This is a genomic window from Flavobacterium sp. FlaQc-57, assembly GCF_044007395.1.
Classification (GTDB): domain Bacteria; phylum Bacteroidota; class Bacteroidia; order Flavobacteriales; family Flavobacteriaceae; genus Flavobacterium.
This window is the reverse complement of the sequence record NZ_JBIPDA010000006.1, coordinates 14,310-27,143: the sequence shown is the minus strand read 5'-3', so window position 1 is coordinate 27,143 and position 12,834 is coordinate 14,310. Positions and strand designations below refer to the sequence as shown.

7 protein-coding genes and 1 pseudogene are annotated in these 12,834 nt (G+C 27.4%); 1 reads left to right on the top strand and 7 read right to left on the bottom strand.

The genetic code is table 11. The features are described 5' to 3' along the window. Positions 1–135: 135 nt before the first annotated feature. Positions 136–750 (bottom strand): nucleotidyl transferase AbiEii/AbiGii toxin family protein, encoded by a 615-nt coding sequence (locus tag ACHRVZ_RS17440; RefSeq protein ID WP_395424167.1) that lies wholly within the window; start codon positions 748–750, stop codon positions 136–138. Positions 751–3,039: 2,289 nt separating this feature from the next. Next, a pseudogene (locus ACHRVZ_RS17435) lies at positions 3,040–3,540 on the bottom strand (transposase). A gap of 1,351 nt (positions 3,541–4,891) precedes the next feature. Here ACHRVZ_RS17435 and ACHRVZ_RS17430 point away from each other — a divergent pair. Next, complete coding sequence (locus ACHRVZ_RS17430; RefSeq protein ID WP_395424166.1) at positions 4,892–7,495, top strand: T9SS type B sorting domain-containing protein; 2,604 nt, start codon at positions 4,892–4,894, stop codon at positions 7,493–7,495. 1,209 nt (positions 7,496–8,704) lie between these two features. On the opposite strand, the gene ACHRVZ_RS17425 is transcribed toward ACHRVZ_RS17430, so the two are convergent. From ACHRVZ_RS17425 to ACHRVZ_RS17405, 5 genes are all read right to left on the bottom strand, one after another. Then, positions 8,705–9,121: a response regulator gene (locus ACHRVZ_RS17425; RefSeq protein WP_395424165.1), complete on the bottom strand. Its 417-nt coding sequence runs from the start codon at positions 9,119–9,121 to the stop codon at positions 8,705–8,707. Next, on the bottom strand, positions 9,118–9,843 hold the full coding sequence (locus tag ACHRVZ_RS17420) for an ATP-binding protein (protein WP_395424164.1): 726 nt from the start codon (positions 9,841–9,843) through the stop codon (positions 9,118–9,120). The genes ACHRVZ_RS17425 and ACHRVZ_RS17420 overlap by 4 nt, the downstream gene beginning before the upstream one ends. Before the next feature lie 50 nt (positions 9,844–9,893). Continuing rightward, entirely contained in the window at positions 9,894–10,241 is a 348-nt protein-coding gene (locus ACHRVZ_RS17415) for a hypothetical protein (protein WP_395424163.1), read from the bottom strand. 1,111 nt (positions 10,242–11,352) lie between these two features. Further along, positions 11,353–11,727 (bottom strand): carboxypeptidase-like regulatory domain-containing protein, encoded by a 375-nt coding sequence (locus ACHRVZ_RS17410; RefSeq protein ID WP_395424162.1) that lies wholly within the window; start codon positions 11,725–11,727, stop codon positions 11,353–11,355. Between the two features lie 18 nt (positions 11,728–11,745). Beyond that, on the bottom strand, positions 11,746–12,279 hold the full coding sequence (locus tag ACHRVZ_RS17405) for a hypothetical protein (protein WP_395424161.1): 534 nt from the start codon (positions 12,277–12,279) through the stop codon (positions 11,746–11,748). Positions 12,280–12,834: the final 555 nt, after the last annotated feature.

Genomic DNA, 12,834 nt, shown 5'->3' with positions numbered 1-12,834 from the left:
AATTTTTTTAAAGGATTCTTTATGAAATTCAATGCCATGATCGGTGTAAGTAATGAGGTGTTTTTTATGGTTAAAGTTTATTCAATCCATTATCTTGTTTTTAGAAATTTATTTTAACTAATTATAAAGCATATATTACAAAACGTGTTCCGCACTTATACATGGTATTTTAAGAGGTTTACTCGCTAAAGTTGTGTCTTGATAATGGTTTTCTATTAAGGAAGGAAATATTTTTAATTTATTTGTCTCCGGATTAAATGCATAATCAATTTTTAATGAAATCTGGGATTTATGTTTCTTTTTATTCAATAAACTTTTGTATTGAATTTCGAGAAAGAGAGTGTTTTCAAGGGAGTTGTTCTCTTTTAGTTTTATTAGAGTATTTAGCTCTTTTTCTTTAAATTTTTGTTCGAGAAAAGGGGAGAATTGTTCATTTATGTAATTGTTAAGCCTATTTTTTATAGTTTGCAATTCGCTTGAGGTTACTGTTTTCTGTGATCCATAATAAGATATATCTAAAAATAAGTTTATATCAGTAGAGTAATTTGTTATCAGATTAGAGGTTTTATGGAACATTGGTCCACCTTTTAAAATCATGTGAGAAGATAATCTTGTTTGAAAGATAATTATGATAGTTTCATTTATCCACCAGTTTTTTTCTACTTCATATGAGGTTAGTTCTTTATTTATTGCGATTTTAGCAAAAATATCGCTTTTGTTTTTTTTAGGTGTTAAATTCCAATTTTTCATGTTTTGATTTTATGCAGGTTTTTTATTTAGGCTATTTATATTAATTAATATAAATAGCCTAAATAAAACTTATTTACTTCTGTATAATTCATCAGTTAATTTCTATAATGTAGGTTGTTGTTGTATAAAAACGCGATTTAATAATTTTTTCTCCAGCCTAGTGTAAAATCGATTATATTTTTTAGTAAATGAATAAATTAGTGTTATCGTATATGTGCGAATTTTTCACACTTTTTTTTAGTACTTCAAATGTAATTTTTACTTTATACTTCTGTAGTTTTAAAGTAATAAGTGGTAGGTTTTGTTGTTTATAAGGTTTCTAGGTTTTTTTGATGTTAGCTTTGTAAGAATGATAACTTGGTTTATTAGTTGGCAATTATTAATTAAGTCTATTAAATGAGATCAGATGATTTTTTAGCAAGTAATTTCACAGATAAACGAAAGTTTCTTTAAAATAAAAAAGATATTTTATGCTTCAAAGTGATAGTACTAAGTGGTAATTATTAGGTGGTAGTTAAGTGTATTTTAGGAACCAGTGTCATTATTGAATAAATTCGATGATCTAGATGCTTCTTTTGTTTAATTAAAGGAGATTAAATTTTATTAGGTATAATGTGTGTTAATTATGCTTCATGGTATTGCAGTTGTTTTATTGGAGTAATTTTATTTTTTACGTCATCTGTAATGTAATAGTATATAGGTTTAAATTTAGATGATGCATTAAATAAATTTTTATTTCTCGCCCCGTATAGAAAAGATTTTCTTTTCTATACGGGATTTTGGTTGATGAATTCAACTGAAATATTATTGATTAATGCAAGGTAATTTTTTATCACTACTATTCTTTTGTTTATGTGTCAGAATATTCTTGTCTTTAATCTTTATTTAGTAGCTTTAAAAAATAATTAGATATTTGACGTCCTTTTTAGAGAAATCGGTATTTGTTGTAGTTATCATTGTGGATTATTGGTTATATTTTTTTATCCTGATTCTATAAGGTTGGCAGAATTATTATTTATGTTTATTAATGCCTTTTTTATAGGGTTTATTGTGATGAGAATTGATAATTAAATGTTTTACTAATTTCTGGATCTTTTTTATCGTTAAGTTTAATTCTTTTTTTTAGAAAACGAACTAATTAATACTGTATTAAGTGTTTGTTTTAGCTTCATGTTAGAAAAGATGCACCTTAAGGTAATATTTGTTTCGTAAAATCAAATATATAAGATTTTGATGCTCTTTTATTGGGACTTTTGGATAACTGAGAAACATGATGTGATTGCCCTTTAAAGAAGAATATAATTTGTTTATCCTTTTTAAATAAAAGTTTTTAAACTTAGGGTAATATATGTGTAATGCGAACTTAAAGATAGGGTAGTGTTAAGTGTTATTTAATATTTTTCTTTTTAGCAAAATAATAATAAAAAACTAATAATTAATTTTTTATGTATTTTAAGATTTTAATCAAAAGTTTTTCTGAATGAAAAGCTAGACTCTAAATTTAAATTGAGTATTCTGTTGTTAAAAAAGATGAGTTATAAAATAAGAAAATATAAACCCAAGTACAAACCAAAGCATTCTGGCTACTCTATTGTCTCTTTTGATTTCTTCGATTTCATTTTTTTTTATTTGCATAAAGGATATTGTAATAAATATTAGTACTGATTTTTAGGTATTTTTATAAAAGTAAGCATGATGATTTAAAAAAATATAGTAATTATAAATAAAGAGGTGACTCTGGAGTATAAGTGGTGATTAATACTTATCAATAACGAATTACGATATTATTCAGCATGTTGAATGTTGTTGTTAGGGTGAAATAATTCTACGACTCTGTATTTTGGTTGTTTATGTTTCGAGAAGATGTTAATTTATCAGATCGAAACGTTGCGTTGTTTACTAAGATTTAAAGTCTGTATCGTATTAAGTTATTTGATGATTTAAGGTCAAATACTTTGTGTTTTATTTGGTTATTACGTTGGTAGTTTACTTCTCTTCTACTTAGCATTATATTTGTTTCTGATTTTGGACCAAGAGGAAGAAATGGGGCTTAAACTATTTTCTTTTAATTATTTAAGGCAGTCATTAATGATTAGTTGGTTTCTTAATGGCTGTCCCTCTTTTTTACATATGTTTTTTATATAGAACATTTTGATAATGTATTAAAATAGATATTAATCTTGTAGATCAAGTATTTTTTTTTTTTTTAGGTGATTCAATTTACTCACACTTTATTTAGGCGAATACAGATTGATAAAGAAGTAATGAATCAAGCGCAAAGCTTGGGTATTAGCCAAAAAGATTAGATAATCTGAATAAGAAGAAATCTACTTTACGCACTCCTCTAAATTGACTTCTAAACGCTTTTACTTTAGCATTGAAAGATTCTGCAGGGGCATTAGCACTTTTATTATCAAAATAGTTTAAGATTGACTGTTAATTAACCGTTATAGTATTTAAAGGATATTAAAAATTTTTAAAGCCTGACTCCTCTACATTCCTATACCAATGTGCCAGTTTGGTCATCGCAATGCGTTTATTGTTATGATTGTTGTAAATACCTCTTAGTTGTTGGGTTAAACTGTAGGTTTTTTTAATATCTGGATATAAGCCAAATAACAATTGGGCTCGTTCGTTTTGTTTCTGGATCCATTTATTGCGGGATTTATAAAGAACATATCTACTTCTGGCTAACAACTGTTTTACAGAGTCTCCATTTGGTAAAAGCTCTGGTATGTAGTTTTTTTTCTCTCTTTTCGCTTGTAATATCAATTGATTCTCAGCATCCATTGCTTCCCAACTATATTTTATTCTAATCTCCTGTTCCATTTCAACTAAAATCACCATTTTAAATAGAATGATTCATATACATGAGGATTAAATACATTAATTATTTTTATACGTTTTTTCCATTCTGCATCACTTCTGAAAGTTTCCTCACCCACTTGAAAAGTATATGTGGTTTGGTAATGTTTTTTAATCACTCTCACCAATGATGAGTGAGCTTTGGAAATATCAATCATAATGATGGGAGTGAGTGGATAATAGGATTTGAAATGGACAATTTTCAGCTAAGTTATATAGGCTTACTCTAAGTTTAAAAGTAATTTATGGATAAGACAGTTTTAATAAATTGAGATTTATAGCTGTCTTATTAAGTTGTAAATCTTCACTTATTACTTAAAACAGACCATTTGATAAGTGTTTAATTAATTTGTAATTTCATAGAAACTATTTTTGCTTAAAAATTCAATAATTAATGAAGTAGAGTTGAACCAAATGAAAAATTTTCAAGCAAGTAAGCGGATTAACAATACTTGTATGTTTTTTTTTTTACTCTAGCATCTTCAAACTTCATGTTAAAAAGAGTTATTTAAAATTTATCTGTTTACTTAAAATACTGAATTTAAAAGGCATTATTTCAAAAGCGGGAGAAAAGAATATTATCCGTTTTTTAAACCTGAAATTATCCTTAGCTATTTCATTGGAAACATACATGAGGTTGGTAATAAGAATAATGAAAGAACTGTTGTTGATTTATTCACTAAAAATACATTAGCATTAAATTCCAGTCCCCTACCTAAAATATGTTTGTAAACTAAAAAAACGCCTAAAAATATTTCCTTTCAAAATTTACTAAATGATAAAAAACGTGTAAAGGACATTGGAGAATCAAATTGAGATTTCAGTTATAGAATCAAAACATTTTAAGTAGAGTAGTATTAGAAGAATTTGAAGGTGCAATAAACTAAGTAAAATATGATTCTGCAATCAATTTAACCTTAAATCCTGCTAATTTCGAAATAGGATTTTCTACGTAAGTGATTATATGGCTAAGGGTTTTGAAAACTAGACGAATAGAGAATTTGTGAAGTAAGGAGGAGAAAAAATCAAGTAAGCAAATTCAATTCTAAGGAATAAAAATTTATTCAACGTTTTGTTTTTTTATTGATTATGAAGAGATAAATCAATCGTAATAAAAGACATTTGTAAATTTCAAAAAAACAAGTAATGCTTAAATGCTATTTTTAAAGTTAGGAGATTAAATACCTTAAAATTGATTGTCAAAATGTTTTTGATGCTAAAGAGGGAGTTTTAGGACATGACAATGGTGAATTTTGATCTAAATTATTGATTTATTATGAAATATTACATATTAAGAACTTCAACAGATATAAATAAAATTGGATTTTATCCGCAAAAATATTTGCCAGAAGGGCCCGTTTTTTTTTCTCCGTTTAGTACTTTTTATTCAAAAATTAATGACAGATCTGGAGAAATTCCTATATTAAAAATTATCATTGATGAAAGAGACATTCGTAATGATATTTTCGAGCAGATTGAGGTACCATATGGTTTAGTAATAGATAGAATCCTGAAAAATATTTTAGAAAATAATAAGATAGGAGTTATTTTTATTACTCTTTTTTTATGTATTTCATCTTTAAAGATGAATGCGCAATTTATAAGCATTGATAATACAAAAACACCACAACAACTCATTGAGAATGTTTTAGTTAATAGCTCATGTGCTGCTACTTCTAATTATTCAGGCGCAGGTGATACTTTTAGATCTGGAAAACAAAGTTTTGCTTATTTCAAAAGCGACGGAAGTAATTTTCCTTTTAGTGAAGGGATTGTTTTGGCAACATCAACAGCTCAAAGTGCGGTCGGACCTTTTGCTAGTAATGTTAACGATGGAATTGATGATAGTACTAAATGGGGGGGTGACAGTGATCTTGATCAGACGTTGGGAATCAATTCTATAAATACAACAGTCTTAGAATTTGATTTTATTGCGTATACCAATTCTTTAAGATTCAATTATATTTTCACTTCAAATGAATATCAATATAATTATACATGTCTCTATTCTGATGGTTTTGCTTTTTTAATCAAAGAAGTCGGGACTACTGGTCCTTATAAAAATTTAGCAGTGTTAGCTAATGCAAATATCCCTGTTTCTTCTGTAAATATCCGCCCGAAAGTTGAACCGGGAATAAGCGTGGGAAATATCCCTTATCCCGGTTGTCCTGCATTAAACGAAAGTTACTTTAACGGTTTTAATACAAATGTCAGTCCGATTAATTATGCTGGGCAAACTATTGTTATGACTGCTCAGGATATAGTAACAGCAGGAAAAAAATATCACGTAAAGCTGGTAATTGGAGATGCTGAAGTTACATACCAAAATTCGGCTATTTTTCTTGAAGCAGGAAGTTTTGCGTCAAAAATTTTTTTGGGTCAAGATCGTACAATTGCGGCAAACAATCCTGCCTGTTTTGGAGAAGAAATCGATCTTAAGAGTAATCTTGACCCCGCTGCTTATACTTTTAAATGGTTTAAAAAAGAGAATCCAGCTGTTATTCTGAGTACAAACTCTACTTATAAAGTTGTAAATGCAGGAACATATAGAGTTGAAGCGACAGCTATAGGTACGACATGTATATTATCAGGAGAAATAAAAATCGATTATACTTCTGAGATTCTTTCGACAAATACAATTCTTCTGCAATGTGATGATAATACAGATGGGATCTCAATTTTCAACTTAACCAAGGCAAGTAATATTGTAAAAAATAATGTTTCGAGTATTAAAAATCAAGGATATTACTTAACATTAGCCGATGCCAATGTTAAAAAAAATGAAATTGCAACACCAAATAATTATATAAACACAGTAAAGAATCAAATTGTTTATGCTCGTTTGGAAAATGAATATGGCTGTTTTGTAACTGCTGAGGTAACATTACAAATAGCAGCTACATCAATTGCAGACCCTACCCCAATAAATACTTGCGATGGAGACGAAGTACAAGATGGTTTTTATCAATTTAATTTGAATGCAGAGATTACCCCGAAAATTACCGCTGGATTACCGATCGGATTAAATGTTAATTATTATTTAACTGCCAATGATGCTTTAACAGAAACAAATCAGTTGCCTAGTATCTTTAAAAATGCAGAAGCTTATAATCAAACCATTTATGCCAGAGTTGTAAATGGCCCAGATTGTTATGATGTCATAGCTGTTGCTCTTGTTGTAAATACTTTTGATCCGCCAAATTTTGAAAACGGCTCTGAGTTTTTATGTAAGGATAGTAATGTATTATTGGTGGTAAATCCTGGTTTTAGCAGTTATTCATGGAATACTGCACCATCGAATACATCTAATAGTTTGTTGGTTCATGCTCCCGGCAATTACTCAGTAACTGTAAAAGATGTAAATGGATGCGAAAAAACTAAAACTTTTAAAGTAATATTATCTGAACCTGCCATAATAACAAATGCAGATGTTAAAGACTTTTCAGGAAGCGATAATTCCATTTTAATCAATTATACGGGAGTTGGAAACTACGAGTTTTCATTAGATGGATTAACTTTTCAAGATAGCCCTTTGTTTACCGGGGTGGCAACAGGAATGTATAATACAATTGTAAGAGATAAAAACGGATGTGGATTATCAAACTCATTCTTCATTTATGTTTTAGATTATCCTAGATTTTTTACTCCAAATGAAGACGGTTATAATGATTTATGGCTTATTGAAGATTCTAATTTACTTCCAGAATATACCTTAAACATTTTTGATCGTTATGGGAAACTCATAAAACAAATGAATAAAAACAGTGCCGGCTGGAATGGATCGTATAATGGCCAGCAGCTTCCTTCTGATGATTATTGGTTTACTTTGATTTTTACAGACGGTAGAAATGTAAAGGGGCATTTTAGTTTGAAAAGATAAATTTTACAATTTTATTAATTTTAGCTTATGTCTCTTTATGAGATAAATCATAGTTGCTGGTGTAATATTCATCGGCAGTTGTATGTTCTAAGAAAGGCTTACAATATTCGTTTCATTTTGGATATCATCTCTTTTTTTTATTAATATGTTATTCTGATCAAGAATAGTATTGCTCACAGGATTACACAGCAGTTTTAAGTGAGTATAAAATTACGTAAGTATGATCGGTTAAGAGTCTATATAATAGTGCTCCGGCTGAGAGGATTAAAGAATTATCAAAAACGAGCTTTTTTTCTTAAATGATTTGTCAGAATATAAAATGTAAAGAAAAAATATATGAATTATAGTTGATTCATTTTAAGTTAAGATGACCTCATTCAAGTCTTGATTATCTAAACTCATTAAATCTCAGTTTTTTTTTAATATTAGAAAAGAGGATATCTAAAGTAGAAAAAAGGAAAAGAGGTAGGGTGGTCAGTTGAAGTTACTTAATGCAACTTTTTAATGTTTTTAATAGTGATAAAATAACTTGTAAAGTAATAACGGTACTATTTAATATTGATGTAAACTAAATCTAGAATTAAAAATTAAAGGCGACAAGTAATTTCAATACAGGAGTATTGATGAAATTAAATTTAAAGATAGTTGTACATTCGATTTGTATTGTTTAATTTGAACTAAAATTAAAATTTACGTTTGTTGAAAATAAGTACGCTACTATTTGCTATAAAGCTTGGTGCGATAAATTTTATCGACTACAATTGAACAACTTATTCTATATGAATTTTTTGCTCTGAAAATATTTCTTTTTTTAGAATTTTAAACAAATGGAATTTTATTCTAAAAATATCTTTAAAACAACAGTGACATAAAGTAAAATGCAAAAAGCACATAAGAAAAATCCAATAAAAGTAAATGTCTGTTCTTTAATAAAATGACGAATTTTTCGCAAATCTTTTTTCATAATGTTTACTTTAAGTGTTTTACATTTTTTAAAGAAATATTAACAAAAACAATCCACTAAAAAGGTTAGGATTTTAAACTGCTTTTATGCTTTTCCATTACAATATTAAAGATGTCGAAAAGCTTTAAGTATTTTATTTTTGTTTAGTATTAATATTTGCTTAATATTTTACATAATTATCTGTTAAATTGTAGAAAACCTTTTTCATATGTCGGTTAAATATTCACTTGGATAGATGCAAAGATTTAATAAACAATATTTTGAATAACTTCAAGGTCACTTTGCGTTACCGGTTTGTTCAAAAAAGAAACTATATTTCTATCATCAAGTTTTGAGAGTTCAGTCTCGCTAACTCCTGTTGAGGAAGTAATAAATACTTTACATGTATTTTTTAGAATATAGGAAAGCTTATCATATGCTTTCATAAATTCAAAACCTGACATTCCAGGCATGTTGATGTCAATAAAAATAATTTGTGGTAACATAAAAAGACTACTTTGATTTTCAGTCAGATATTCTAGGGCTTTATTTGCGCTATCATATTCTAAAATAATATCACTGAATTTGTTTTTGCTGACAACATGTTTTATGATAAATTTATCAATTTGGTTATCGTCAATAATCATTATTCTGTGAAAACTTGAATGTAAAGTTATACTCATTGTTTAAAATTTTTTAGTTCTACAATAACACTGGTCCCATTTTCTTCTTCGGACTTAACTTCAATATATCCTTGTAAAGTTTCAACAGTTTGCTTAACGATATATAATCCAATACCAGATCCTTCAACTAAACCAGGTAGTCTAAAAAACATTTCAAATATTTTATCGTGATAAACGGGGGAAATACCAATTCCATTATCGGTTATAACAAATCTAAACTTCTGATCATCACATATGCCTTTTATTATTATGGTTTTATTAATTTCATCTTTCTTTTGATATTTTATTGCATTATCAATTAAATTTTCTAATAGACTGTTCAATCTGAGTTTATCGGAAAAAAAAACTCCCTGCTGATCAATGTCAATTTGAATATTGATCCGGGCAATCTTAATTTTACTGTAAAAAAGATCAATAGCGTCCTTAAATGATTTCTCTAAGGAAATCTCACATAATTCCAACTCTGAGAAAATATTTCTTGAATACTTAAGATTATTTTTGATTGATTCATCTAATCTGTAAATACTGTTTTTAATCATTTTAAGATATTCCAAAGTACTTTTTTCGGTACTTTCCTGCTCTATAAAGGATACCAAAGCTTTTATTGAATTTAATGGCGATCGTAAATCATGAGATACTCTGTATACAAAATCATTAAGATTTTTATTTAATATATTTAACTCTTCGATCGTATCCTCAATTTTACTATTGTGCACCCCCATTTTTTATTTTGAATTGATATGAAAAAATATTTCTATTGTTTTTTTAGTAATTAAAATGCCTGATTAAAATACAAACGTAGGTCTGTTCTTAATCCACTTTTTGTTTCAAGACAGTCCAATACTCCAATATTTTTAATATTTATGAATTTATTTACAAATTTCGGACTATGATTGCAAACTAATAACTTAACACCATAAGTATACAATCGTAGTAAATCGATTAAATCTTCCTCAGAATAAAAGACATAAATGATTAATGAAAAGTCTTTATTCATTCCACTTCCATACAAAAGCGACTCCTTTCCACCAGTTGTAAATTTGATATCTTTAAATTCATATTTTAAAAATCTCGAAAAATAATGGCAATTGTCAAACACCAGCACTTTATTTGAATCCATGATATTTTAGCTTTAAATTATTTTTTTTCTTAAAATCTTATCGTTAAATACAATTATATGTATTTTGAAAGAAACTCATTTTTCAAAAGTAATATTTGAAGTTGTTTGTTTAATAAGTGTAGTTTTTGGATTAACTACAATAAGTGATTTGTATTGTTGAGTTTTAATGTAGAGCTTTTTTTTGTAATGTTCAATGAATATCATTTTGGATGTTTGAATATATAAAACGAACTTGGCTCAGGTGAAATCATATAAATAATAGATAACAGCTAAGTAAAATCTTGACCAAATTGTAAATTATTTTCAAAATTATTTTTCTTTTATAAAATAAAAATAAATTTACCTTTTCTAGCATTGTATAAATTAGATGATTCAAACTATATTGTTTTAATATCGTTGATTTAAAGATTGTATAATAAGGTGGTGGTTACAGCTTATTTTTAATTCAAAAATCATATTTTAAAAAATAAAAAGAACGCATCAAGGAATAAGTGTATAGTATTAAGAAATATATGTAAGAATAAATCGATTACTGTTTATCTTTCTTTTTTAGGTCTTAATCTGTTATGCTTAATTAAAAATAAATAAATTAGAATTAAAAGAAAGGTTTATGCGTTGAGAGATAAAATTCATTTTGTAAATATTTAAGATTGAATTATCGGGGGGGGGGGGGATGAATATAGGTATCAACTAAGTATTGTCTATTTTAGAGTGCTTAGAAGTATGGAGTTTTTTTTTGTAAAAAAGGAGGACAATCATTAAAGTTAATTTTTAATGATTGTCAGATAATAAACCATTGCTGTGGAACGCATATTATCCTTCCTTTTTCTTTTTAATTTTCCAAATTGAAAGGTCTAATTTATATACAGTTTTCTCTTAAATAAAAGTAAAAGAGTTATATGATGCTTTTTAAGTAATAAAAGTAAAATGACTTATGATGTTCTGAGGTTGCGTCGTCTCAATTATAGAAAAAAACATGTTTGTAACATTCTAAACAAATGTAACCTACGAAATAAAAATACTCTTATTGTTAATTCAGGTTTTAATTTCTCAAAAATATCTCTTTCAAAATTAAATTGCTCGGAGCTGGTTGGGAAAATTTATAAATTGATTAGAGTTTTTTAAGTTTGACATTCAATAACTTCTTTGATCTTATTTTTATAGTCTGAGTTTTAAAACCATCGTATGAAAACTCTAAACTTTCTTTAAGATGCATTGCAATTATAAAATTCCCATTACTATCTGTTTTCCTTGAATTTGCTCTCTCTTTATATAAAACCGTGATATTAGGCAATGGATTTCCGTTTTCATCGGTGACCAGACCTTTTAACATTATGACATCTTCTATCTGTGAAATTTTATGAGATGAATTATTTGCTTCTCCAATATGATCTTTGCTATTTCCAAATGAAAAAATGAAAAAAGTAAAAAGAGGTACGAGTTTTAACGATAATATCTTGCTTTTTTTTAAAATGCTACATGTCATAAAATTATATTTTTTTTGTTAATATTGTATGTGTTGTGTTTTCTGTGTGCAATTCAGTTTATGGAAATTGCCATAATTTTGTTTGTTATATTTAAAAGAATAATTTGACAGTCTCTCTATTTGATCGTTAAATTTTTTTTTATAGTACCATTTGTAGCCTATTCTTATAAATCCACTGAATTTTGCTTCCGGTTTCCATCTAAATATTTCCTGGTCATTTCTTTTGTCGAAAGTGGCTCGCAAGCCCATAAAAATATTTTTAGATAAGGTATAATCAAAACCCGATTCAAGACCGTAATTAATACGGTAAGCACCTTCTCCACCTCTCCATATGCTCGCTGCTCTTAATCCTGCGTAAAACCGAGATTTTTCAGACAAACCTGAAGTTAAGTTTAATCCTAGAGCCCAATGGAGATCTTTATATCCTCCCTGTAATGCTGAAAAATTTTCAATACCTATCTTTACATATACAGAACCTGCATATTCTATTTCTCCAACAAAATCAATTCCTTTTTCTTTAAATGAACTAGTGGGATCAACGGACGTACTCAAGGTAAAAAATCTATTTTATTAAGTTTTAATCTCTGCTGTCCATTAGTAAATTGAATACTGCACAAAATAAGGAAGAATATTTTTTTCATTTTACAGTTATTTTTCATCGAGATAGTTAATTTAAAATGTGAATTTTAAGAGTGTTTAAACTATAGTTTTTTTGATTGTGATTTTTATTTCTGAATACCTAAAAAGGCAAGGTAAAATTAGATCATACTAATAAAATTAAAGAAGGGAGTTAATAAGTGATGCATTTGTAGAGATAATCGGTATTATTTAAATCTTAAAATAATTTCGCAATGGAATGTGGTTTAGTTTTGAAAATTTTAATGATTCAATGTTAAAAGTGTATTTTAATTATTTTGAAATAAAATTCGGTATTTATGTAGGTATTTTTTCGCGAATCTTAAAATGTTATAGTTAAATGGGTATACTTGAAGCTATTAGTTTGATTGGATTTAGCATCTGTTTTTTTTATTTTTTTATGTTTAGTGTGATGATATTGATTAATTTGTAAGAAATAAGTGTTTTTAAAAGAAGTGAAAATCATTCCTT

What these genes read in the sequence shown, in the direction of transcription:
- ACHRVZ_RS17410 (WP_395424162.1), bottom strand. Translation starts at nt 11,727, where the DNA reads ATGACATGTAGCATTTTAAAAAAAAGCAAGATATTATCGTTAAAACTC.
- ACHRVZ_RS17425 (WP_395424165.1), bottom strand. Translation starts at nt 9,121, where the DNA reads ATGAGTATAACTTTACATTCAAGTTTTCACAGAATAATGATTATTGAC.
- ACHRVZ_RS17415 (WP_395424163.1), bottom strand. Translation starts at nt 10,241, where the DNA reads ATGGATTCAAATAAAGTGCTGGTGTTTGACAATTGCCATTATTTTTCG.
- ACHRVZ_RS17440 (WP_395424167.1), bottom strand. Translation starts at nt 750, where the DNA reads ATGAAAAATTGGAATTTAACACCTAAAAAAAACAAAAGCGATATTTTT.
- ACHRVZ_RS17420 (WP_395424164.1), bottom strand. Translation starts at nt 9,843, where the DNA reads ATGGGGGTGCACAATAGTAAAATTGAGGATACGATCGAAGAGTTAAAT.
- ACHRVZ_RS17430 (WP_395424166.1), top strand. Translation starts at nt 4,892, where the DNA reads ATGAAATATTACATATTAAGAACTTCAACAGATATAAATAAAATTGGA.